We start from the raw sequence: 25671 nt of genomic DNA, 5'->3' as shown, positions 1-25671 counted from the left end.
GCAGATCGATGTATATTGTTGGTCCTGCATACAACCTGAGCCTTACACAGGAAAGTAAGGAAGCGAATCTTAGTTCCTCAAATGTAACAGCGGAACAAGATAATACTGAGAATACGATTGAATCATAAGTTCATTTTAACATTTCGATTTATAAAAAAATCAGGAAGCGGCGTAAATAGCCGTTTCCTGATTTTCGATTGTGTCTTCGCGGTTCAAAAGGTTTTATTTTTAAAATGACGCATTAGCGCTTTACTTATAAACTTAATTTGTTTTTAATTCTTTCAATTGCTTCAATGGTAGCTTCTTTGTTGCCAAAGGCTGTCAATCTGAAGTAACCTTCGCCAGATGGACCAAAGCCAGTACCAGGAGTACCTACAATATGTACTTCATGGAGCAGTTTATCGAAGAAAGACCAAGAATCAAGTCCTTTTGGTACTTTCAGCCAAATGTAAGGTGCATTTACGCCACCGAAGGTTTGTATGCCAATACTTTCTAGGCCTTCCTTAATGATTCTTGCATTATCCATATAATATTTTATTACACTCTTGATTTGGGCTTGACCTTCAGGAGTATAAGTCGCTTCCGCACCTTTTTGGATAATATAAGGAGTACCGTTGAATTTTGTCGTTTGTCTGCGGTTCCATAATTTATTTAAGGGGTGTTTCTCGCCATTGGCAGTAAGAGCCAGAACGGTTTTAGGTACAACGGTATAGGCGCATCTAGTACCGGTAAATCCGGCTGTTTTGGAGAAAGATCGAAACTCAATAGCGACTTCTTTGGCACCTTCAATTTCATAGATGCTGTGAGGAAGCTCTGGATCTTGGATATATGCTTCATAAGCAGAATCAAATAAGATAATTGAGTTGTTTGTTCTTGCATAATCAACCCATTTTTTTAATTCTTTTTTAGAAAGTGTGGTGCCTGTAGGATTATTAGGAACACATAAGTAAATAAGGTCTACTTTTTCCGTAGGTAACTCTGGAACAAAATTATTTTCTGCATTGCAGATTAAATAGGTGACATTTTCAAAGATACCATTAGAAAAACCACCTGTTCTACCCGCCATTACGTTGGTATCCAGATATACAGGATATACAGGATCAGTAATCGCAACTTTGTTATGTACACCAAAAATTTCTTGTATATTACCTACATCGCTTTTTGAACCGTCACTGACGAAGACTTCATCTTCTTCAAGTTCGACACCTCTAGAACGATAATCAGTTTCAATGATCTTTTTGATGAGGAAGTTATAACCTTGTTCTGGTCCGTAGCCTCTAAATGTTTCGGCGTGTGCCATTTCATCCACGGCTTTGTGTAAGCCTTCAACGACAGCAGGGGTTAAGGGCTGTGTAACATCACCAATTCCCAATCGAATGATATTTGCTTCTGGAAATTCTGCTTTAAAAGTTGTAACTCTCTTTGCGATTTCTGCAAATAAATAACTGCCAGGGAGTTTCAAATAGTTTTCGTTAATTAAAGCCATTAATATAAGCTCCTTCCATAATATGATACATTTTAACTAAAGAATTTGTTAGTTTGATATCGTATTTACATACTTATTATTTCTATTGATTCAGTAGTTACATATCGTATAGCTTTATTATACTATATATGACTATTTTCCTGCATGTATTATGGGAGGATATTTAAAAATATCCTTTAAAATTATTATTTGCAGCTTGGATTACACCACTATATACATTCTATTTTATCCAAAACATCAGTTTTCATTACGTGAATCTTGCTGACTTTGCCTTTATAATATGATGGGGACTAGTACCTCATCTGCGTTAAAACTATAGATTTTAGTGAGGATTTTTTCGACCTGCAAGCGACGACAACGAAGCAGGACGGAAAAAGACTGCTAAAGTAGCAGAGTTTTTAATGCAGATGAGGTACTAGTATAGGTGCTACCATAATTGTAATAATACCAGCAACAATCATTGTTAAGCTTGCGATTGCCCCTTCGATAGAACCCATTTCATATGCCTGTGCCGTTCCTGCTCCATGCGCCCCCATTCCCAGAAGCATACCTTTACTAACTTGATGATGAATGGGAAGCCATTTTAGAATAAAAGGACCTGCAACGATTCCTACAATACCTGTTACGATTACAAAACTAGCTGTCATGGCAGGCAAGCCACCAATGGTTTGAGAAATATTCATCGCAATGGGAGTGGTAATGGAGCGCGGCGCCAAACTATCAAGAAGTTGTGGCGTCAAGTGAAACAATTTACCATACATAACGGAAGATACGATTGCAATGATCGAACCTCCGAAAACACCAAGGGCAATTTCTAATGCATATTTCTTTAATAATGCTCGATATTTATACAAGGGAACTGCAAAAGCGACGATTGCCGGCTGCAGCATATCCGTAATCCATTGCGTACCTGCAGAATAGGTTTCTAAAGAAACATGAAATGATAATAGCAAACTGATTAATACAAAAGGGCAGATGACTAATGGTGATAAAAAAACGGATTGATTTTTTCTATATAAAAGTTTTGCTCCTACATAACTAAGAATTGTAATAATAAAGCTAAATCCTGCTAACATATTATCGTCCCTTTCCTATCTTATTGAAAAATTCCGCAAGTAATCCCGTAGATACCATCACCGTTACGGTGCTAAGAAAAATAACGAATCCAAAACTTGCTCCATTGGTTATAATTAACTGTTTATACTGAACCACTCCGACAGCTGATGGAATAAAAAATAGAATTAACTCTGCAATGAGAAGGTTGGCACCTGTTTCGACCCATTCTAAAGAAATGATTTTTGCTTCTAATAAAAGAAAAATAAATAAGATTCCTAATATACTACCAGGGAAATGTAAATCAAATACCTGCGTTAGTTTATTACCCATTAGGGCAATTCCTAGTAACCCACCAATTTGAGCAATACATTTTAAAATGTACATTTTCTTCGCCTCCATGTTATATAAGTAGTATATATCATTACTAGCCATGCGTAAAATTCATAATAACAATCAAAATTATTGGTTTTGACTATGATTGTTAATCTACTCAAACATAAGAAGCTGTCAATGCACAAATCAAGATTGGTTTTTTTAGCAATAAAAAGGGAGGCTGCCCACAATATAGGTTTAAAAGACCTGTATTGAAGGCAGTCTCCTTACTTATAGAGTTTATAAGTTTTAGAGGGAACATTGAAACACAAAGGTCACAAAGATGCACAAAGAACACGGAGAAGTGCTTATTCTACCGCGTTTTTTCTTATATTACCTTCCGCGGGCTTGTTCTCTGAGACGTGCTACACGCTGAGCGGTAGCTGGATGAGTGCTAAATAAGTTCGTCATCCATTCTCCCGTCCCGCTTAACGGGTTAATAATAAATAAATGAGAAGTAGATGGTGTGGAGGCAGGCAGCACTTTATGCTTGGCATAATAATCAATTTTCTCTAAAGCACTTGCTAATGCTAATGGATTGTTTGAAATGGCACCACCAATTTCATCGGCCATATATTCTCTTGAACGAGAAATTCCTAATTGGATAAGAGTTGCAGCAATTGGGGCTAATACGATGGTAAATAGTGTACCTAGAAGACCGCCTCCATTATCGTCTTCATTGCTGCGACCCATACCGAAGATGGCTGACCATTGAGCCATGTGGGCAATCCAGGTAATAACGCCTGCGATTGAAGCAACAACGGTACTAATGAGTGTATCACGATTTTTAATATGAGCTAATTCATGGGCGATAACACCTGACAATTCGTCATAAGATAGAGTTTTCATAATCCCGGTAGTAACTGCGACAACACCATATTGAGGGCTGCGTCCTGTAGCAAAGGCGTTAGGGACATCGGAATCAATTACGTAAACTCTAGGCATCGGCAAGTTTGCCCTATGGGCAAGATTGGCTACCAGCTTGAATAGGTCAGGCCCTTGCTCAGCTGTAATTTCTCGGGCACTGTACATACGCAGAACCAGTTTATCACTAAACCAATAACTCCCTAAATTCATAGCCAAGGAGACTATCAGCATGATACCTACTCCGGATCTGCCGCCAAATAGACCACCAATTGCCATTAATAGACCTGTTAGGGCTGCTAACAATAAGGTTGTTTTTAGATTGTTCATTATAAAAAAGCCTCCTTTTTGATTTTGTTTTTTGAGTAAAAATCAAGATATAGTAAACAGACCTTGCCCACATACTGTTAGATATGAGGCAAGGTCTTGCTTGCAATTATGATTGCCAGTATAGCCGGGATGAATCCGTGTTGACGGCAGATACTGTACAGCTACTCCCCTTGCAGGGTATTTATATCTTTGTTTGCCTATATAATAGCATGAGGTTATATAATTGTCAATAATTATTCTTTTTTAAGAAAAGAAAGCTTGTATTTCCAGAATCAATTTGCAAAGTGAATGGTTAGGTTAATAATTTCTGGCGAATTGCCAATACGGACAGGGGGACCCCATGTACCGAAGCCGCAAGAAACGATCACCTGTAAACTTTCTTTCTGTAGATATCCCCAGTCTAATTCGTAGAGTCTTTTCGTGATTAGACTATTCGGAAATAATTGCCCCAAGTGAGTATGTCCTGATAGTTGCAAATCAACTCCTTGATCGACTGCATCTTGTAAATTTTTAGGTTGATGGTCAAGAAGGATGATCGGCAGCTTATGATCAATGCCTTCCATGATAGTTTTCAGGTCTTGTCGAGAGGCTCCTATATAACGCATTTTGGCAAGATCATCCCGGCCTACCACATAAAAACTATTATCAACTAGGGTCCATTGATCCCGGAGTATATGGATATTGCCTTGCTCTAGATATTGAATAGCAAGATCTGTTTGCTGATCGAAATATTCGTGATTTCCTAATACCGCATAGGTACCTAGTTTAGGTCGAAGTTTACGAAATGTCTCGATCATATGCTGATTTGGCAGAACATTGATATCATTATCAATAATATCCCCAGGAATCAGTACAATATCAGGCTCTAGTTGATTAATTCGATTGACTAATCGTTTTAAACGACGATTATCAACAATCTGTCCCAAATGAATGTCAGAGACCATGACGACTTGTAAGGTTTCTAAAGAACTTGTTCCTGCTGTTTTGGGTATCGTGATCTCATAGTTGATGGTCACTGGGTGACGAGCGTTCCACGTACCATAAGCAATCAGACAGGTTGTGGCCAGAAAAACGGTGGCAGCCACCCGCAAAGAATGTTGTTTTAATTTTAGCGGTAAAAAGGGTTTGTATGTATCGATGAAACGCAGAATATCAATAAAGAGAGTAAATAAAAATAAATAATAGATCATGCCGAGCCAAAAGGAACCAGTCAAAAGTAGGGTATCACCAAGGGGTGAAGGAGAGAGTTTTTGAATTAAACTACCCAAAGGGTAACTCAATGCAAAAAGACTGAAAATAAAGAGATAACTTATGGAGAAAATAAGAGATGATTTCCTTCGTAAGGATTGCCAGCCTCGTATCCCAATGTAAAAATTAATGGCACTATAGAGTAGTAGTACAATGATGATCATGGTAATGTATGCGCTCCTTCATATAGTCAACGTTGCTATATATGCTCCAAATCAGTGTGATACATGGCAGTCGTCACCGAATAATAGATAAGTCCATTTATTTCTTTTCGTGACCGATTGAGGATTTCCTGCCATAGATAGGACGAAATATGAACCACAAAGGCACGATGCCGCTGCCGCAATCCTTTGTGTCCTTTGTGTTTTTGTGGTTCGATTATTTATATGTTGGTAAAAGATGTGCAGCGTTTCTCTTATTATACTTCTTAATTATGCAGGATTTAGTGAGAAGGGAATCGAAATTGATAATTTTATATAATTGTAATGCTCTAATGCGGCTATTGAAAGTTAGCCTAGAAAAAGGGAGAAGTAGAATGGATAATCAACAGATTTGTGGACCGCTTGGGCCAGTTGATGAAGACTTGATCATAAAGACATGTCAAGAGTTAGTGCAAATTCCTAGCTATACAGGGCAAGAACAAGAAATTGCGGATTTGTTAGTAGAGAAGATGCTTGCTTTGGGGTATGATTCGGCTTGGATTGATGGCGTGGGCAATGTAATTGGTGAGATTCGCGGAAACCATCCGGGTCCTAAAGTGTTGTTTGATAGTCATATCGATACGATACCTGTGAGTGGTACTGAAACATGGATTCATGATCCTTTTGAGGGATTGGTTGAGAATGGACGTATTTATGGCCGTGGGGTTGTAAGCATGAAGGGAGCTTTGTCTGCAATGATATGTGGCTTGGCACCTTTGATCCAATATAAAGATAAACTATCTGGATCTGTATTTGTATCCGGTACAGTTGGTAAGGAGCAGTTTGAAGGATTGGCCTTTCGCCAAGTGATCCAAGTAATGAAGCCAGATTATGTGATTGTTGGAGAAGCTTCTGATTTGGCGATTTGCTATGGGCAGCGGGGGCGCGCTCAAGTGATCGTGATGACGAAAGGAAAAGCCGCTCATTCTGCTGTTCCCCTAGCAGGGAAGAACGCCAGTGATATGATGTTAAATTTAGTAGCAGAAATTAAGAAGCAAACAACCTTTTCAGTTAGCTCATTAGGGCAGGGTAGTCTAGAACTAGTAAGTATCGCCTCAGCTCCCTCTCCGGGAAGTTCTACAGTGCCCCATACATGTTGGGCTACATTTGATCGGTATATGGTCCAGGATGAATTAGAAGCAGATATCTTGCAGCCAATTCATAGAGCCATTGCTGTATTGCAGCACCAGGATGCTGACTTTAGCGCAGAGGTAGGGATTGCTGAGTCTGGTCTTGAGTGCTATACAGGACAATATTTATCGGGAAAACGGTTTTTCCCTGGGTGGATACTATCTCCTGAACATGAATTGGTAAGTGGTGCCCAACAAGCCTTAGGTAAAGCTGGTTTTACCCCTGCACTTTCCACCTATACTATTTCCACGAATGCTAGTTACTCCGCTGCGATAGCCAACGTTCCTACCATCGGTTTTGGTCCTGGCTGTGAGAAGGATATGCATATTGCTGATGAGAATCTAAAAATAAATCAATTAACGGCTGCAGCGGCAGGCTATCAGGCGATTGCCTGTCAGTTTTTGCTTACAAAGGAACAAGAAAGTAGTGAGAGGTGGCGATGAGTATTTTGGAAAGCAATAAAGAGGGATGGGAATATCTAAGAGAGATACCTGTTTTTTCAAGGCTGCCGGAAAAGCAATTGGAGATTATTCATAATCATACAATTGAGCGGCGCTTTCGCAAAGGCATGATTATTTTTCTTGAAGGTGATACGGGTGAAGGCTTTCATTATGTAAAAAGCGGTAAAGTAAAGGTTCTTAGAACTTCTGATGATGGGCGGGAACATATTATTAAGATCTTAGGGGCAGGAGAGATTTTTGCTGAGGTGCTGATGTTTAATAACCGGCCTTATCCGGCTACTGCTGTGGCAGTAGAGCCTTCCTGTATTGGTATGATACGTAATATAGACTTAGAGCAGCTGGTACTTACGAATAATGAGCTGGCTCTACAGTTAATAAAAGCGCTAAGTCAGCGATTAATCTATGCACAGCAGAAAATTAAAAACTTGGCTTTGAATGATGTAATGTCACGTACCGTAGAAGTATTATTGCGCTTAAGCCAGGAACAAGGTGATATCAAAGACAATGGCGTAATTGAACTTGCTCTTGATTTATCGAGGCAAGACTTAGCAAATCTGGTGGGTACAACAAGGGAAACGGTAACAAGGACGTTAAGTTCTCTGAAAAAAGATAAATTCATCGATTTTGACGGTCAGAAAATAAGAATTCTGGATGTGGAATATTTAAGACGCTTAATTTCCTAGTGTACACAAGGGTTGAAGGTTTTTGTAGAGCTTAGCAAGTAAAGTTTCTGTAAGGAGAATGTTAAACGCAGAGGACGCAGAGATGCACAAGAACATAGAGGAAGATAGTGATTATATCTATAAAAAATCCTGGATGAATTTTATTTCATCCAGGATTTTTATTTAGCCAAGAATGGCTTTTAGATCTTCATCAGGAGTGGTAATCAGCTGTAAACCGAAAGACTCATTTAATACTTTAAATACATTTGGTGAGATGAAAGCAGGTGGTGTAGGGCCAATGCGAATGTTTTTGACTCCTAAGTGAAGCAGAGTTAAGAGAATCGCTACTGCTTTTTGCTCATACCAGGATAGAACAAAGGAAAGTGGCAGGTCATTTACGCCGCAGTTGAATGCTTTAGCTAAGGCTACTGCTACTTGAATGCCTGAGAATGCATTGTTGCATTGTCCTAAATCCAAGAGGCGAGGAATGCCGTCAATATCACCAAATTCCAAATTGTTAAAGCGATATTTACCACAAGCTACGGTTAATATTACGCAATCTTTAGGTACCTTTTGTGCCAATTCAGTGTAGTAGTTACGACCAGGTTTTGCACCGTCGCAACCGCCAATTAAGAAGAAACGTTTGATCTTACCGGCTTTAACCGCTTCGACCACTTTGTCAGCCAAGCTAAGGATAACACTATGATGGAAACCCGTAGCAATTGTATAGTCTCCAGCTGTTTCAGGCAGAGCTGGTAAGGATTTAGCATGGGCAATAATTTCGGAGAAATCACGGTCAAGGATTTGTTTGCCACCTTCTAGACCAGTAATATTGCGCATATAAATGCGATCTCCATAGGAACATTTGTCAGTAAGCGGCATTACGCAGTTTGTTGTTACTAAAATAGCGCCAGAGAAATTTTCGAATTCTGTGCGCTGATTTTGCCATGCAGTGCCGAAATTTCCAATTAAGTGTTTGTATTTTCTAAGTTCAGGATAGGAATGAGCAGGTAACATTTCTCCATGAGTATAAACGTTAACGCCTGTACCTTCTGTTTGTTTTAATAATTCTTCAAGATCTAAGAGATCATGACCTGTAATCACAATGCCAGGGCCAGCTTTAGTGCCTGTAAATACCTGTGCAGGAGCTGGTGAACCGAAACGAGTAACATGGGCATTATCTAACACTTCCATGATTCTAAGGTTAATTTCACCGCATTTTAATACCATTTCAATATGGCGTTCTAAGCTAAAGTTAACATTTGTGAGAGTAAAGAATAAAGCATCATGCATAAAAGCGTCAACTTGTTCATCTCTAGCACCGAGTTCTCTAGCATGGTGGGCATATGCAGAAATTCCTTTTAAACCAAAAACAAGTGTATCTTGCAGACTGGCAATATCCTCATTTTTACCACAAACCCCTACCTTAGTACAGCCTGTACCTCCAGCGGTTTGTTCGCATTGACGACAAAACATGCTCATGAATCATATCCCCCTTACCATTTTTTGTTACATAATTCATTATAATGGTATTGAGAAAGAATAGATGTGATGTATGTCACAATTTGTAACACTTGCAAAAAAGAATAAGTATAGTCTTAAAAGAATCAAGTTACCACAAGAGTAATCTCGTCACCGTTTTTAACAAGTGATGTATATTCTGTCGGTTGATTATTTAAAAGAATCTTTACAATACTGCCAGGAGGAATGGTTTTCGGATTGAAATTGGCAGCCAGTAGTACATCGCTAATCATAGGATGTTCTTGCTCGGTAGAAGAAAAATGAATGACACTTTCATTGTGGGCAATATCTGTGATTTGAGAGACTTTATCATTCATGATGATCGTATAGCGACGAAGGGGGATACTACACTTAACTTTATTGAATAATACGGTGATGGAATGCTCCTCATCGTTATTGAGGCCTAATAGTTCACCCAGAGTTGGTTCGCAAAGAAGCGAAATCATGATCTGGTCGTTGGCACTTACGGGACTGGCAGCTGTGGCGGTGTTTCCGTTAATAGTGTATTTGCGCCAAATACTATATTCTCGTTCACTGCCATTGATAATATAGTGGTATGGCGGGACATCCATAGCGTTTCCAGTTGCGTCCAGAACTTCTTCTAGGGTACTCGGCACACGGTAAAGTACTTGGTCTCTATCGGCTAGTACTGCATCTGGTTGGGCTAATTCATCATTAATAGTAATAATCGGAGATATTTCGTAAGGCTTTTCATTGATAGAGATAGTATAGGAAGGAAGAATATCAAAAATATCGGAAAGACAAAGAGAGGGCATGGTGCCACTTGTGCCTTTGGTTACTTTGATCACATCATCTTCCTGCAGCAGTTCAGAAAGGGTAGCTTTATGACCATTTAGTTCAATGAGACTAGGAGTGCCATGGGTGCCGGGAAAGAAGTTGGTTTGGGAGTTAATATCAATGGTGATGCCAAGCCCTGGTTTGCCATGGAGACTCCTCGTGTCAATACCCGCAGCTAACAGAGCATCTGCAACGGTTAAGTGACCCAGATTAAAGAGATGTAAGGGTTGTTCGTTTAAGGTAACATTCATAAAATTAAGTGTACGGCTGGCAGAAAGTTTTAAAATCCCAAGAGGTGTGACTGCATCAGGGGTACAAAGGTCAGTCGGAATTTGGCTAATGCCTTCGATTATATCAGGGCGGCGAACCGCTACTCGCGGCGCTGGCATGTCAAGGCATTGGGCTAATGCTTCGGAAATCATCGGGGTGAGGGAACCACCACCGACTAAGAGAACCGCCTGAGGGGCCGTAACATTAAGGGATACGATCTGGGTTGCAATTAATTGTGCCAATTCAGCTACATGGGGTTGAATGTTTTTAATAATTTCACTTACGGCTATTTCCTGGGGAAGACCTAATACATCGGTGAGAGTAATGGTAGAGGATTCATTACCCGTAAGCTGGCGTTTGACCTTCTCTGCCACATTGAAGTCCAAAAGATATTGCTGGGAAATAGCTTCCGTAATTTTATCACCGGCGCAGGGAACCATACCATAAGCAATAATCGAACCATCTTTCGTGATGGCCACATCCGATGTACCTGCTCCGATGTCAACCAGGACTAAATTCAAATGGCGCATGGTTTGAGGAATTAATACATTAATTGCTGCAATAGGTTCTAAGGTGAGAGTGGCTATTTCTAAATTGACAGAGGTGATAGCTGACTGCAAAGAATCGATAACTTGTCTAGGCAGAAAGGTTGCAATTAGTTCAACCGTAGCTTTTTTACCTCGTTGCCCCACTAAGGTCTTTAACGGCGTCTTATCCAGGATGAAGCTAACGACACTATATCCTACACAATAGTAAGAGGTAGGGTCGGATATCGTATTGGATGTAGCTAATTTATGCTGAGCCGATTGGATAGCTGCCAGTTCTAGAGCGTGCTCATCACTGGATGTGAGGACACCCCTATCTGACATTTCAATTTCAGCCCTAGATTGAATGGTGCATAAAGCTCGACCAGCTGCGGCTACTGAGACTTTCTTCAAGAGACCGCAAGAGGTCTCTAATGCATTTTTTACTTCGGCAATAATCGCTGCTACTTCTGGAACATCATGAATTTGCCCATCCATCATCGCGCGAGTACGGTGCTCCAGGCGATGAGAGGCAATGATCTGAATGCTATTATCTACTTTTTCCCCCACTAGGCCGACTACACTGCGTGTTCCAATATCTAATGCAAAGAGTAGATTTTTTTCCATTAATGTGCTCCTTTTATGTATGGTTTTATTTGTACCAGAATATGAATTCCTGGTTTGTATAAAAATAGGAAGGATCAAGAGTTTCATCTTTCCCGAATTAGGGACGAAACAGATACAATATCTCTATAAATAGTATTACTTTCGCGTTTTTCTGCTAATTTCCTTTTTGCAAGAAATAATTGCTCTGGCAAAGTAACGAGCGTAAGTATAAACACGGCTGGGGCCGATGCTGTACTTGGGACATAGCAGGAAAAAAAGTATGTATTTATAACGCATTTTTTGATAAAATGTAACATAAGTATAAATTTTATATTGTGGGGCAATAGCCTGCTTAGATTGAGAGGAGTTTATCTGTGTCTCAAATACACATTGTAGTTGATAGCATTGGGCAAGTGCCTGATGAAATGCTTGCTGGGCATCCTAATTTACATGTCGTAGCCCTCAAGGTACGGGTTGGTGACCAGGAGTGGCGGGAAAATGAGATTTCTACAAAAGAGTTGTTTCACATTTCCCAAGAGACGAAACAACATCCTAAAACATCGCAGCCGGCGCCAGGTGATTTTATAGAAGTTTGTCAGCCTCTTATTAAAGCAGGTAAAGAAATAATTATTATCAGTGTATCAGGGGGATTAAGCGGTACTGCAGAAGGTGCCAGGTCGGTTGCTAACATGATCGGCGGGAAAAAAATTCACGTAATTGATTCAGGTACTGCGTCGGTTGGTATGGTGCAGATGGCTAAGACCGCACTAGAGATGGCTTTGGTCAATTGTTTCGCTAAAGATATTGTTGACAGATTAGAAACCATGGCAAAAGCGACGCACACGTTCTTAATTCCAGATACCTTAGAGTATTTATATAAAGGGGGACGGATTGGCGGTGCCTCTGCCTTGTGTGGCAGTATACTGCAAATAAGACCCTTACTGTATTTAGTTGATGGCAAAGTTGCTGTTATGGATAAGGTTCGTACCAAACAGCGAGTCGTGAATCGCATGTTAGATGAGCTGCAAAAGTATCAGAATTTAGAATATATTGGTATAGGCCACATTGATGTCCCGGAAGAAGGGGAAGCTTTGAGGTTACGAATACAAGAGATGTATCCAAAAACTCTTATATTACCTGCAAAAATTGGCTCCGTATTAGGTGCCCATTTAGGACCAGGCTTGTTAGGCTTAGTTTTCCAGGAAAAAATCTAAATCGCAATATTTCTATGTAGGAGGATTTTATAATGCAGGGGAAGACTGAATGGCTTACAGGTAATGATTTTCGTCGTATGATACTTGGGGCATACCAAACGTTTATGCGAGAGCATGAACATATTAACAGTTTAAATGTTTTTCCAGTGCCTGATGGTGACACTGGTACGAATATGTTATTAACATTAAGAGCAGTAGCCCAGACTGTAAAAGAGGCTCCGGAGGTTGGCATCGGTCCTTTGAGTAAGCGGGCGGCAGATAGTGCGATTATGGGGGCACGAGGAAATTCCGGGGTAATTTTATCCCAGATTTTTCGTGGTATTGCTAGAGGATTAGCTGGTAAGGACCAAGCCACATCATCTGAAGTCGGTAAAGCTTTTCAATATGGTGTATTGTATGCGTATCGTGCCGTATCAAAACCTGTAGAGGGGACCATTCTCACGGTGGCTAAAGGAATTGCCAAAGGGGCTCACCGAGCGGTGAGGGATGGTTTAGATTTTATGGATGTTTTATCGGAAGCTATTAAAGCTGGTGAAGTAGAATTAAAGAAAACTCCAGATCTATTGCCAATATTAAAATCTGCCGGAGTTGTAGATGCGGGCGGTAAAGGGCTTATCGTATTTTTATCCGGTTGCTTAGAAGGTCTGAGTGGAGAGTCTTCAGGTCCTGAAGCTAATTTTGACAGTAATTTGCGCGTTGCTTCTCTTGAATATACAGGAGTCGATATTACACATCCCTACTGTACTGAATTTTTGGTGAAACACTGTAGCCTCAATACCGCTGATGTAAGAAAACATCTGCTCCCTATGGGAGATTCTTTGGTCGTAGCGGCGGGCAGCGATGTCATGAAGGTGCATATTCATACAGCTCGTCCTGGAGTGGTACTGGAGTCAGCGATGTCCTGGGGGACGTTGCATGATATAAAAATTGATAACATGGCTGATCAGCATCAGCAGCGTCATGAATTTTTGGATGTAGTGCCAGGGCATAACCAAGTGGCTATCATCAGTGTAGCTGCGGGCCAGGGCTTGGCTGATATTATGAAGCAAATGGGAGCTGCAACTGTTATTATGGGCGGACAGACTATGAATCCGCCTGTGGAAGATTTTATTGACGCAGTGCATCGGGGTAATAGCGAAAAATATATTATTCTGCCTAACAATAAAAATATTCTTTTGGCAGTAGGTCAAGCACAAAAACTATTAGGTAATCGAGTGGAAATTGTACCAACTACGAATGTGCCCCAAGGTTTGGCGGCATTAATGGCTTTTGATGCCAATCTTTCCATACAAGATAACATGGTTCGTATGACAGCACGGAGTAAAGAAGTAAAAGCTGCAGCGATTACAATGGCTGTGCGTGATAGTGTCGTAAACGGCCATACCGTAGCAGCTGGTAAATACATTGGTGTGCAGGATAGCAAAGTAATTGTTGATGCGGATGATGTAGGTGCTGCACTACGCAGTATGGTGGAATTTTTATTAGATGATGAGGATGAAGTAGTTAGCTTGTATTATGGTGCTAGCCTGACAAATAGGGCGGCACAAGTATTGGCAGATGATCTGGCAGTCCACTTGCCTGCTGTCCAGATTGAATTATATTTAGGTGGCCAGCCGCATTATGATTTCATTATTAGTATTGAATAAGGAGTTTAAGTTGGCAAACCTTCTTAGATATACTCTAGGAAGGTTTGTTTTAAAAGGTATATGCGGTAGAGGAGGCTATACGAAGTGGATGTTTTTGTAGCGAGGCAGCCTATTTTCACAAAAAGTCAAAAGCTTTTTGCCTATGAACTGTTATTTCGAGACAGCTATGAAAACACATGTACTTGCACTGATGGTGATCAAGCGACATCTGAGGTAATATGCAACAGCTTTTTTGCGATTGGTATGGATGTTCTTACTGGTGGTAAACGCGCATTTGTTAACTTTACAGAGAATCTGATAAAAAAGGAAATACCCCTGCTATTACCTAAAGAGTTAGTCGTAATTGAAATATTAGAGACAGTGGAACCTACTGCCGAATTGATCAAGGCTTGTGAAAAATTAAAACAAGCAGGATATGTATTAGCATTAGATGATTTTGTCTTTCATCCTAGATTTATGCCTCTGCTGAATATTGCTGATATTATAAAAGTTGATTTTTTAACCACCACTGGGCATGATAGGAAAAGGATTATGAGTAGTGTTGGTGAACGAAACATTAAATTTTTAGCTGAAAAAGTAGAATCGCGAGCTGATTTTGAGCAAGCTGTAAAAATGGGTTATTCGTACTTTCAGGGATATTTTTTTAGTAAACCTTTGGTTCTGAGAGGAAAAGCGGTTCCGAGTAGTAAAATTAATCAGTTACGGGTTCTTAGAGTACTGCAGGAGCTAGATAAAGAAAATTTTAACTTTAACGCAATTGAAAAATTCATTATGTATGATTTAGCCTTGTCTTATCAGTTGTTGCGATTTATTAACTCTGCAGCTTTTTGTTTAACAAATGAAATTTCCTCTGTGAAACATGCTTTAGTGTTAATGGGGAAAAATGAGATTGTTAAATGGGTATCCTTAATTGTTATGCGGACAGTTGGTGATAATAAAACAGATGGTATTCTTGTTACCTCGTTAGTACGGGCAAGATTTTCTGAATTACTTGCTCAACGAGTAGGATTTAAAGGGCGGGAGTCAGAATTGTTTATGATGGGGATGTTTTCCTTAATTGATGTCTTCATTGGCAGACCTCTCAAAGATATTATGGCTGAGCTGCCTATTAGTGAAGAGATTAAAAGTGCATTATTAGGAGAATATAATGATTTTGGCAAGATCTATCATCTGGTGTTATTCTATGAAAGAGCGCAGTGGGAAGCTTTTATGACTTGTGCTGCTAGTTTAGGTATCGAGGAAAAACATATCCCTGATGATTATAAAAAAGCAGTAGCTTGGGCTGATGAGGTTTGTTCATTATAGTAAGGTTAAAGAAAGGGGATCATTATGTCTGAAAGAATAAGTTTACAAGATGTACTGCGGGAATATGGAGTGCCATTAGTAACACTAGATATTACTGCTTCGGAAGCGGAGTGTCACAAGTTGCGGGAACACTTAAAAACGCTGACAAAAAATAAAGAACAGGGATATTTAGAAGTGAATTGTTCCTTCTTTGTTGATATTCATGATATTGATCGTTATTTAAGCGGAGAATTGCCTAATTTGTCAGCTATTTATGCTTTTCCAGGAGATGTAAAAGTTCATAAGGAGGAGTAGGTGTTTTTAGTGAGAAAGATTATAATATTTACATTATTGTTTGTTTTTCTTAGTACTGTATGTTTTGCTGCAGTAAGCAGCTCAGGGTCTAGGTCATCTTCTGGTTCGAAGTCATTTTCTGCACCGTCATCCAGCAGTTCGCCTAGTAAGTCAGCAGCACCAGGAAGTACGGGAGGCACTTATAAACCCTCCGCGCCTGCCAACAGTTTTGGTGACAAAGCTCCTGCAAAACAGACAACACCTGATGTGCAACAAAACAATCCATCCCAATCTACTGGCGGATTCTGGCGAAATGCCAGCATGATCGGCGGAGGTTTTCTAGCGGGAAGCTTATTTGGCAGCCTGTTTGGCGGACATATGGGAGGTATGTCTGGAATCTTTAGTATGTTACTAAATGTATTGATCATTGGCGGAGTCATTATGCTGGCTCGTAATGTATGGGATAAATATAAGAACAAAGATAAAGATAAGGATCGATATAGGTAATAAAGTGATTTCCATCTCTTAGTTTGAATGCTCATCATCCGTTGCCATTTCTCCTTGGACCGCTAGACCAAAATCTTTGACTAAGGTAGAAATACCAAAATTAAGGCAACAGAGCGAATGACAGTATTATCAGCAAAAGACAAATCCACGGACACCTATGTAGGTATTCGTGGATTTGTCTTTCTTATTTCGAATAAGAATTCAATCTTTTCTAACCTTTTTCTGCTGCCTGAGAATCGGCTAGCAATATAACACCAAGGATAACTAGAGATCCTCCGATCCATTGCATTGTTTCGATGGATTCTTTTAAAATCAAAAAGGCTAACAGCATAGAAGTAAATGGCATCAAGCAAGAAAAAGCAGCAGCGGTATGGGCTGTACATCTTTTGATACCAGCATACCACAAAACGTAAGATAGCATAGTAACGATTAAACCATACCACAAAATAGATACCCATCCCTTTAAGTCAAGTAATAGCAAAGATGAAACGGGGTATTCAAATGCTGCAGGAATGATGCAAAAAAGAAAAGCAACAGCGGACACGAGCAGAGACTGAACGGTTGGCTCTATCTTATCCATATTGCCGCTTATTTCGCTCAAACTATGAATACGCGATAGGATATTGAATAGAGATTCGCTTCCTGCTGCACACACTACCAGTATATTTCCCAATACATGTTCTGCTGTAAGGTTTGAAAGTTGTGCGCCTTGAAGCAGTAGAACTCCCAAAACAGCACAGATGATACCACCTGTGGTTTTTGCATTTGATTTCTCTTTCAGCATGGTGCGTGCTAATATACTTGTCAATACCGGTGCAGCGCCAATCAAAACGCCAGCTTCTGTTGAGCTGGTGTTTTGCAATCCGAATAAAAGGAAGGCTCTAAATAAAAAAATACCGAAAAATGCCTGTAGGCAAATCATGATCCAGTCATTTTTGCTCATTTTAGGAATCGCTTGCTTGATTCGTAACATGTAAAATGGCAGCAATATGATAAGTGCCGCAAGAAGGCTTGCTGCGGTTATCGTAAAGGTCCCCAGAGAATCAGACACAAACCGTGCAGCAATTACTGAGGTTCCTGCAAGTACAAAAGATATGGCTAAATAGATGCGCCCTTTTAATTTTTCCACAATCCACGCTCCTTTACCTCTATAAATTACTGTGTTATTATACTATCATAGAGACTGGTATAACGAAATATCCAGTTTAGCGAATATATTACATACCAGTAGGAGAGTGTATGTGGAATATTATATTGAAAAGGGAAAAGGAGATTTCATTATCACGGCAGCTTTTCTATTCCATGAAAAAACTGATTCTTGAAGGTAAAATCACTGCGGGGGAAGCTTTGCCTTCCAGTCGCGGTCTTGCCAAGAATTTGTCTGTTTCACGAAGTACAGTTTGCGAAGCCTATGATATGCTTATTACAGAAGGTTTTGTTGTAAGCCGGCAGGGAGCACCCACGAAGGTGAAAGAGGGACTGCATCTGGACAAATACCATACGAAAACAATTACTTATGAAACCAGTCAACCATCTTTCTCCACGGATTTTAAAACAGGACAGCCTGATGTAAGTTGTTTCCCGCGTTATCTGTGGAATCAATTACTCTATAAATCCTGTGAAAAACTGCAAGACAAAGATTTAGGATACTTCACAACGGCGGGATATGAACCCTTGAGGGAAGAAATAAGCCAGTGGTTATTTCGTACGCGGGGTATATTGGCAAAACCCCAAGACATTTTTATCACTACGGGAACCACACAGGCACTGAACCTTTTCGTTCAAATGTTATCAAAAGAAGGACTGCCCTTTGCAGTGGAAGATCCATGCCATTTGGGAATTATAGAAATTCTGAAAAACAGAAAAATTCCCTTTTTAGGTATTCCTGTAGATGAAAATGGCATTAGAACGGAACAACTAGAGAATCAGAATTTCTCGACAGTGTATGTTACCCCCTCACATCAATTCCCTCTTGGAGGAATTCTTCCCGCAGAACGCAGGGCAGAACTCATTCGCCTGGCACGGAAGCAGAATTTTTATATTATCGAAGATGATTATGACAGCGAATTCCGGTATGGAGGCGCGCCGATAACTCCACTTTATTCTATGGGCTGTGAATCGGTTCTCTATGCGGGCACCTTCAGCAAAACCATGTATCCGGCACTGAGAGTTGGCTTCGTGGTGCTGCCGCCTCAGCTTCATGCCCAATGGCTTCATTTGCGGAAGTATTTTGATGTGCAAAATCCAATTATTGAACAAGCTGCATTGACAGAATTTTTAAGTCAAAGAAAGCTTGACAAATATGTACAGAAAATTTGCAAACTGTATGGCGAAAAGCGTCAACTATTTTTAAAATCTATTTTGCAGTGTTTTGGGAAAGAAGTCTGTTTGCTCGGTGATGCTTCGGGACTGCATCTCGTCCTGCAAATTCCAGGAGTCTGTTTTGATGAAGGATTTATTGCAAAAAGCCAAGCTTTTGGGATTCGTGTGTATCCTATAGAACACTATTGCATTAGAAAAGGAAATCATTCCGATAAACTGATGTTAGGATATGGGCATTTACATGTTGATGAAATTCACCAAAGTGTTCTGCGTTTGTATGATTTTATAATGAAAAACAGCATTCCCAGTTTACTATGATGAACACGCTTAAAGTACGAAATGATGCTGCAAACAACTTAAAATAGAAAATAGCACAGGTTAATCGAAAGATTCCTGTGCCATTTTGTACAAGGAGAATAAACTTCTTTTCTTATTTGTAGCTTATCATCTATTTCTTATCTCCAGCTGCTGCCACCTGTTTTAGACTCAGGCCAATGCGATTCCGATTTTCGTCTACGTTTAAGATCATAACATCGACAATATCTCCCACTGAAATAACATCTAGTGGATGGCGAAAGGGTTTATAACTCAGTTCTGAGCGATGGATGAGACCATTGGTCTTAATGCCAATATCTACAAAGACGCCAAAATCAGTTACATTATGCACAGTGCCTTTTACAATCGTTCCAGCAGTTAGTTCTGATAATTTAACAATATTTTTGCGGGTCATGGGAGCTGGCATGTCTTCTCTAGGATCACGACCGGGTTTGGCTAGTGCTGCCAAAATATCACGAACGGTAGGTTCACCTGCTTCCAGCTCGGCTGCCAAAGTAGCAGCGTTTGCTTTTAGTGCTTCTTCTTGAATGGTTTGCAGAGTGGTTTTATCTTTTAAATCTTTTGGTGAGAAACCAAGTTTGGCTAAAATAGCTGCTGCTAACTTATAAGATTCCGGATGAACAGGAGTATTATCTAAAGGCGTTTCTCCATCTTGAATACGCAGGAAACCAGCGCATTGGATAAAGGTGGATTGTCCTAGACGGGCAACTTTAAGTAGTTGAGCTCGACTTTTAAAAGTGCCGTTTTCTTCTCGATAAGCTACGATATTTTTGGCTACGGTAGCATTAATGCCCGATACATGTTTTAGTAGTTCAATGGAGGCGGTATTTAACTCGACACCAACATGATTTACAGCAGATTCGATTACGTTAGAGAGGGTTGCACCCAGTTCTTTCTGGTTTACGTCATGTTGATATTGACCAACGCCAATTGACTTAGGATCAATTTTCACTAATTCAGCTAAAGGGTCTTGTACTCGTCGTGCAATGGACACGGCACCTCGCAAGGTGACATCCAAATCAGGCAATTCGTCTTTTGCCAGTTTAGAAGCAGAATAGATAGAAGCACCCGCTTCATTGGTAATTAGGTAATTTACTGGCAGTTGGTGGGTGTTAATCAGCCCAGCAGTAAATTCTTCCGTTTCATAGGAAGCTGTACCGTTGCCAATTGCAATGAGTGTTACACCATATTGTTTTATAGCCTCTAGAGCAATTTGTGCTGATTTTTCTTTTTGCCCCTCTCCCATGGTCACATAAAGGACATTTGTGGTGAGGACAGAGCCTGTAGGGCTAACTACGGTCATTTTACAGCCTGTGCGATAACCTGGATCAAGTCCCATGACGGTATGTCCAGCAAAAGGCGGCTGGAGAAGTAATTGGCGCAGGTTAAGGCTAAAGACACGGATTGCCTGCTTTTCTGCATTCTCTGTTAAAAGAGAGCGAATTTCCCGATCAAGAGCAGGAAATAATAACCGTTTATAACCATCAGTGACTGCTAATAAGATGCATTCGCTGAAAATAGAAGTCCCTTTATTGATTTGACGGTTGATTAATTCTATATTGGTATCATGTGGAGCTTCTAGGGTTACTTTGAGTAGTTTTTTATCTTCTCCCCGATTGACTGCTAAAATACGGTGAGAGGGGATACGGTTAACGGGTTCTTTATATTCTTTATAAGTAAGAACTTCTTTACCTAGTTCCTCTGCTACTGCCAGCTCTGTACGAATTTCGGCTGTTCTCCATAGCTGTTTTCTCATGTTGGCCCTAATTTCGGCTGTTTCGCTGATTGTTTCAGCAATAATATCAAGAGCCCCTGCTAAGGCATCTTCAGCAGTATCCACTTTATTTTCAGGGGATATAAAGTCTGCTGCAACTGTAAGAGGTGTACCCGTTGTCAGTTGTTGAGACAAAATAATGTCGGCTAAAGGTTCTAGTCCTTTTTCCCGGGCAACTTGGGCACGAGTACGTTTCTTTTGCTTAAAGGGCAGATATAAGTCTTCTAACTCTTGCAGTTTGGTAGCGGCAATAATGGCCGCACTTAATTCGGGTGTCAACTTGCCTTGTTCTTCAATATTAGCAAGGATGTCTTCTTGTCGTTTTACCAGATTGCGCAAATATTGCAGGCGTTCTTCTGTAGTGCGAAGCTGCTCTTCATCCAGTTCTCCAGTCGCTTCTTTGCGATAGCGAGCGATAAAAGGAACAGTATTGCCTTCGTCTAATAAATTAATAGTAGCAATTACCTGAGGAACTTTGATAGTAAGCTCCCTGGCGATTACGATAGGAATATCAGTATATAACATATTGCACCAACTTTATGATTTTTAGATGGTTTTTATTATACCATAAAAAATTTTAAAAATATAATATATAGAGGAAGAGTATACGTTTTAGAGGTGGAAAAGCTGACATTTTTTGAGCCACAAAGACACAATGCCGCTGATGCGGCATCCCTTTGTGTCCTTTGCGTCTTTGTGGTTCGATTCGCTTTATATGATTTACAGAATGCATTAGTATTTTCTTATGCAGTGTACTAGTATTCAATTACTTTGCTGATAGCCAGGTTGGGTTCTTGCCGTAGGTTGACAACCACTTTGCCTAGTTTTGTATTGAGTTTAATTTCAGGGCGCAGCAGGTGGCTTTGATGATTTTTCGTCACGTGGGCCACTTGCTTCGTATTTAATAGAACTAAACTGCCAACAGGATAGATTGGTATCGTATGGATGAATATCGTAAGAAGATGCACATCAAAAATTGTATTGCTTTTTGCTAACATTCCTTCAATTACCTCCAATTGAGAAGTGTTTTCAATAGTGGCTTTTGTGATCGCTTTATCAAAAAAATTAGCAATGGCTACAATCTTTGAAAACAAATGAATTTTATTATTAGTGAGACCTAAGGGCAGTCCCGATCCATCTAAAGCTTCGTGGTGTTCGGCCACAATTCGTGCAATTTTCGGTGATAATTTGTTACGCAACAGTAAATTGCGTCCATATAATGTGTGCAATTTGGCACTATCAAATAACAAACCATTGATACGAGGAAGAGTCGCTTTTCCAATGTCATGTAATAAGGCCCCTAAGGCTAGTTCATAAAGGTCATCCTTGGACATATTCAACTGAAAGCCTGTTATTAATGAAAGTAAACAGACATTGATGGAATGAACGAGTTCTTGCTGATTGGGATAATAAATTTGTGTATTAATCATTGTGGTTGCTTGTTGTGATGCTTGATCGATAATGTTATTGATAAGGTTACCAATTTGCTCCAAATATAAAAAAGTAAGCTTTTCATTTGCCAAAAAGCTGGTTTGTAGCGAAGACAAGGCCTGGAAACAAAGGGACAGCTCGGTGCGCAATTCAGAGGGAATTACTTGCTGTTGTTTGAGCAGCGTTGCTTCTTGGTCAAAGATGCGAATGGTATTAATACCAAATTTTTTTAAGCGCTTAATATAACTTTCTGTTAGTGTAATTCCTTGTTCAAGTAAAAGTTTTCCATACTCGTCTATAACGTCCTGCCCTAATATCATTCCAGGTTCAGCATAGTCAATGATCATGACAACAACTCCCAGTATAAAAACGTTTCTGTAATATTTTGTAGTATTGTATATATTATTGTAATGGATTTTTTAGGAAGGAATAAGGTACTATAGTCCTATTAATCTGGGGAATTAGACCTTGTTACAATAAAGATCTAGATAATAAGTATAGACTAAAGCAGCAATGCTATGGCGGATAATCGAACCATGTTGTAGTTGCTTGCTATATTTAAACATGTTATTCTTTAATCAAGAGTATTTAAAGGATCATACCTTATGTACGTTGGAGAGATATAAAAATCGGCACTATATGAGGTGAGGGTTTTGACTGACTTTTTATTATGGGAAATGATTGAACGAATGAGTGTGGCTGCTACGCTGGCTTTTCTATTGTCTCAATTTTCAGTATTTCGGCGAATGATTTATCGACAAGGTAATTTTAGTGAAAAAGCTGCGATCACTATTATTTTCGGTTTTATTGGTATTTTAGGGACCTATGCTGGTATTCCCGTCGGCGATGCATTAGCAAATTCCAGGGTTATTGGTGTAATGGCTGCTGGGCTGATTGGCGGTCCTATTATGGGGACAGCCGCTGGAATTATAGCTGGCGGGCATCGCTATTTATTAGGTGGTTTTACATCATTTTCTTGTGGAATCTCTAGTATTTGTGAAGGATTACTGGCAGGTCTAATCCACCGTTATTATCACGAGAAGCTCATTCCTTGGTGGATCGCTTTTGTTGCCGGTGTTGCAGGGGAAGTCATGCAGATGATTATTATTTTGCTTACGGCTCATCCCTATGATATGGCTAGGAATTTGGTAGATGCGATTGGAATGCCGATGATTCTGGTCAATTCCTTAGGCGTTGCTATTTTTATGCTAATTATTAAGACGGCGATGTATACCCAAGAACAGGTTGGGGCTGAACAGTCTCATAAAGCTCTTGATATTGCAACCAAGACCTTGCCGTATCTGCGACATGGCTTAGATCGCAGCTCTGCTCAGGCAACAGCTCAAATTATTTTTAATGCAGGAAGCTATGAGGCAGTTGCCATTACGGATACGGAGCAGGTGTTGGCTTTTGTAGGCGTGGAGTCAACACACCATTCTGCAGATACTTTAGGATTAACCCTTGCTACCAATCAAGTGCTTTCTAAGGGAGAGATGTATATCGCACAAAATGCTTTAGAGATTGGCTGTTCTTGCAAAAATTGCAAATTGGCCAGTGCCATTATCGTGCCTTTAAAACGTGCAAATCGCATTATAGGCACGTTGAAGTTATATTATACAAGGGCAAATGCCGTAGGACATGGAGACAGAGTTTTTGCTTCTGGTATCGCCCATTTATTTTCCACACAATTAGAATTAACAGAAATTGATCGTCAGGCGAAATTAGTTTCTAGAGCAGAGCTTAAAGCGCTTTATGCACAAATCAATCCTCATTTCTTATTCAACACCCTTAACACGATTACTTCTTTGGTACGTACAAAACCTGATTTAGCAAGAGAGCTTTTGTTAAAGTTAGGAGCTATGTTTCGGCATACCTTACATAAAACGGGGCGTAATATTACCCTCAAAGAGGAACTATCCCAAGTACGTGCTTATTTAACCATTGAGCAAGCTAGACATGGCGAGAAGCTAGTAATTCAAGAGATGATATCTCAAGAAGTAGAAAAATATTTGATTCCTACCTTAACCATACAGCCTTTAGTAGAAAATGCGATAAAGCATGGGCTGCAACCCAAGGAAAATGGTGGCTGCATTATAATTAGCGCCAAGGAAGATGGTCAGGATATTGTGATTACGATTCGTGATGATGGTGTCGGCATGGATGTCAAAGGGCGGTGTCCTTTGGCGGCGCCTGCTCCAGAATGCATTGGTCTATCCAATGTTCATGAACGTTTACGAGGACAATATGGCATAGGATATGGATTGTCCCTTTTGAGTGCCCCAGGCAGTGGAACTACAGTAACCTTGCGTATTCCAAAGCGTGTGTATGATGAGGGGGAAGAATGTGCTTAGCATTTTGATCGTAGATGATGAGAGTCCGGCTCGCGATGAGCTAAAGTATTTATTGTCCTTGGAAAATGAAGTGGAAATTGTGGGCGAAGCGGATAGTGGGGCCGCAGCGATTGGATTAGCAGCTCAATTAAAGGCGAATGTTATTTTTATGGATGTACAAATGCGGGGTATGAATGGTTTAGAAACTGCAGCTATACTTCGTACTATTGTTCCGGAAACCTTACTGGTATTTGCCACTGCCTATGATGAATATGCTGTCCAGGCTTTTACAGTTGGCGCAGTAGATTATCTTTTAAAGCCTTTTGAAAGAGAACGTGTACATATGACAATCCAGCGCCTGAAAAATTATCATAGTGATGAATGGCGGGCCGCGGTTGGCCGCGTGGATGCGGCGTTAAATAAATCCAAAATTGTTGTGCAAAAGCTTCCTCTGGAAAGAAATGGTAAGATTATTATGGTGCATTACAATGACTTGATTTATGTGTATACCCAAAAAGGTATTGTTACAGTAGTTACAATTTATGGTGAATTTAGTTATACAAGTACTTTAACGGAATTAGAGGAACGTTTGGCCCAGACTAATTTGGTGCGTGTGCATAAGAGTTATATTGTAAACATGGATAAGGTAAAAGAGGTAGTGCCTTGGTTTAAGGGAACCTACTGGTTAAAAGTTGAAGGCGATGTTGAAATACCAATTAGCAAAAGTCGAGTTAGAGAGATCAAAGATATATTAGGATTAAAATAATAGAATATTACTCGTCATCTGACATCAGGGGCTGTTGGCAGCCTCTTTTGTCAGATATTTTTTTTGAGTATCAGAATGTGCAAGTTTTGTAGGCGAAAAGATATAAGATGCTATGAACCACAAAGGCGCAATGCCGCTGCTGCGGCATACAAAGGAGTACACAAAATAAATTATAAATAGAATCCTTTGTGTCCTTTGCGTCTTTGTGGTTCCTTTTTAGCCCCCTAGAAGATTTGAA

General features: G+C 40.0%; 20 protein-coding genes. 10 read left to right on the top strand and 10 right to left on the bottom strand.

What is annotated here, in order from left to right; all coding sequences use genetic code 11:
* Positions 1-253: 253 nt before the first annotated feature.
* The 5 genes from LMF89_RS16730 to LMF89_RS16710 all read right to left on the bottom strand — a co-directional run bounded on the left by LMF89_RS16730 (position 254) and on the right by LMF89_RS16710 (position 5520).
* On the bottom strand, positions 254-1486 hold the full coding sequence (locus LMF89_RS16730) for an LL-diaminopimelate aminotransferase (protein WP_229536098.1): 1233 nt from the start codon (positions 1484-1486) through the stop codon (positions 254-256).
* 398 nt (positions 1487-1884) lie between these two features.
* The gene (locus LMF89_RS16725; RefSeq protein ID WP_229536097.1) at positions 1885-2562 is read right to left on the bottom strand and encodes an LrgB family protein; all 678 of its coding nucleotides are present in this window, start codon (positions 2560-2562) and stop codon (positions 1885-1887) included.
* 1 nt (position 2563) lies between these two features.
* The gene (locus LMF89_RS16720) at positions 2564-2926 is read right to left on the bottom strand and encodes a CidA/LrgA family protein (protein WP_229536096.1); all 363 of its coding nucleotides are present in this window, start codon (positions 2924-2926) and stop codon (positions 2564-2566) included.
* A 321-nt stretch (positions 2927-3247) separates the two neighbouring features.
* Positions 3248-4108: a zinc metalloprotease HtpX gene (locus LMF89_RS16715; protein ID WP_229536095.1), complete on the bottom strand. Its 861-nt coding sequence runs from the start codon at positions 4106-4108 to the stop codon at positions 3248-3250.
* 272 nt (positions 4109-4380) lie between these two features.
* Entirely contained in the window at positions 4381-5520 is a 1140-nt protein-coding gene (locus LMF89_RS16710; protein ID WP_007960002.1) for a metallophosphoesterase, read from the bottom strand.
* 371 nt (positions 5521-5891) lie between these two features.
* Here LMF89_RS16710 and LMF89_RS16705 point away from each other — a divergent pair, with 371 nt between their 5' ends.
* On the top strand, positions 5892-7130 hold the full coding sequence (locus LMF89_RS16705; protein ID WP_229536094.1) for a YgeY family selenium metabolism-linked hydrolase: 1239 nt from the start codon (positions 5892-5894) through the stop codon (positions 7128-7130).
* Complete coding sequence (locus LMF89_RS16700) at positions 7127-7831, top strand: Crp/Fnr family transcriptional regulator (protein ID WP_007960004.1); 705 nt, start codon at positions 7127-7129, stop codon at positions 7829-7831. The genes LMF89_RS16705 and LMF89_RS16700 overlap by 4 nt, the downstream gene beginning before the upstream one ends.
* A 162-nt stretch (positions 7832-7993) precedes the next feature.
* Here LMF89_RS16700 and hcp read toward each other — a convergent pair whose 3' ends face one another.
* On the bottom strand, positions 7994-9292 hold the full coding sequence (gene hcp, locus LMF89_RS16695; RefSeq protein ID WP_229536093.1) for a hydroxylamine reductase: 1299 nt from the start codon (positions 9290-9292) through the stop codon (positions 7994-7996).
* Positions 9293-9417: 125 nt separating this feature from the next.
* Positions 9418-11550, bottom strand: a complete 2133-nt coding sequence (locus tag LMF89_RS16690) for a cell division protein FtsA (RefSeq protein ID WP_229536092.1) — start codon at positions 11548-11550, stop codon at positions 9418-9420.
* A 353-nt stretch (positions 11551-11903) separates the two neighbouring features.
* Here LMF89_RS16690 and LMF89_RS16685 point away from each other — a divergent pair, with 353 nt between their 5' ends.
* The 5 genes from LMF89_RS16685 (at position 11904) to LMF89_RS16665 (ending at position 16474) form a co-directional block, all read left to right on the top strand.
* Entirely contained in the window at positions 11904-12743 is an 840-nt protein-coding gene (locus LMF89_RS16685; protein WP_229536091.1) for a DegV family protein, read from the top strand.
* 32 nt (positions 12744-12775) lie between these two features.
* A complete protein-coding gene (locus LMF89_RS16680; RefSeq protein WP_229536090.1) occupies positions 12776-14389 on the top strand; it encodes a DAK2 domain-containing protein in 1614 nt (537 codons plus the stop codon).
* An 84-nt stretch (positions 14390-14473) separates the two neighbouring features.
* Positions 14474-15694: an EAL and HDOD domain-containing protein gene (locus LMF89_RS16675; RefSeq protein WP_229536089.1), complete on the top strand. Its 1221-nt coding sequence runs from the start codon at positions 14474-14476 to the stop codon at positions 15692-15694.
* A gap of 24 nt (positions 15695-15718) precedes the next feature.
* Positions 15719-15988, top strand: coding sequence for a hypothetical protein (locus LMF89_RS16670; protein WP_007933830.1), 270 nt, complete (start codon positions 15719-15721; stop codon positions 15986-15988).
* Positions 15989-16474, top strand: coding sequence for a hypothetical protein (locus LMF89_RS16665; protein WP_229536088.1), 486 nt, complete (start codon positions 15989-15991; stop codon positions 16472-16474).
* A gap of 211 nt (positions 16475-16685) precedes the next feature.
* On the opposite strand, the gene LMF89_RS26305 is transcribed toward LMF89_RS16665, so the two are convergent.
* The gene (locus LMF89_RS26305) at positions 16686-17603 is read right to left on the bottom strand and encodes a DMT family transporter (RefSeq protein ID WP_229536087.1); all 918 of its coding nucleotides are present in this window, start codon (positions 17601-17603) and stop codon (positions 16686-16688) included.
* Between the two features lie 110 nt (positions 17604-17713).
* On the opposite strand from LMF89_RS26305, the gene pdxR reads away from it, so the two are divergent.
* Positions 17714-19114, top strand: a complete 1401-nt coding sequence (gene pdxR, locus LMF89_RS16655) for a MocR-like pyridoxine biosynthesis transcription factor PdxR (protein WP_229536086.1) — start codon at positions 17714-17716, stop codon at positions 19112-19114.
* A gap of 130 nt (positions 19115-19244) precedes the next feature.
* Here pdxR and LMF89_RS16650 read toward each other — a convergent pair whose 3' ends face one another.
* Positions 19245-21431: a Tex family protein gene (locus tag LMF89_RS16650; RefSeq protein WP_229536085.1), complete on the bottom strand. Its 2187-nt coding sequence runs from the start codon at positions 21429-21431 to the stop codon at positions 19245-19247.
* A gap of 230 nt (positions 21432-21661) precedes the next feature.
* Entirely contained in the window at positions 21662-22684 is a 1023-nt protein-coding gene (locus tag LMF89_RS16645; RefSeq protein ID WP_229536084.1) for an HD-GYP domain-containing protein, read from the bottom strand.
* Between the two features lie 297 nt (positions 22685-22981).
* Here LMF89_RS16645 and LMF89_RS16640 point away from each other — a divergent pair, with 297 nt between their 5' ends.
* Both LMF89_RS16640 and LMF89_RS16635 read left to right on the top strand, forming a co-directional pair.
* The gene (locus LMF89_RS16640) at positions 22982-24688 is read left to right on the top strand and encodes a LytS/YhcK type 5TM receptor domain-containing protein (RefSeq protein WP_229536083.1); all 1707 of its coding nucleotides are present in this window, start codon (positions 22982-22984) and stop codon (positions 24686-24688) included.
* The gene (locus LMF89_RS16635; RefSeq protein ID WP_229536082.1) at positions 24681-25433 is read left to right on the top strand and encodes a LytR/AlgR family response regulator transcription factor; all 753 of its coding nucleotides are present in this window, start codon (positions 24681-24683) and stop codon (positions 25431-25433) included. The genes LMF89_RS16640 and LMF89_RS16635 overlap by 8 nt, the downstream gene beginning before the upstream one ends.
* The last annotated feature ends 238 nt before the right edge of the window (positions 25434-25671 follow it).

Origin of the sequence: Pelosinus baikalensis, assembly GCF_020819555.1 — a bacterium.
Taxonomy (GTDB): Bacteria; Bacillota; Negativicutes; order DSM-13327; family DSM-13327; genus Pelosinus; species Pelosinus baikalensis.
This window is presented reverse-complemented; position numbering and strand designations above follow the sequence as displayed.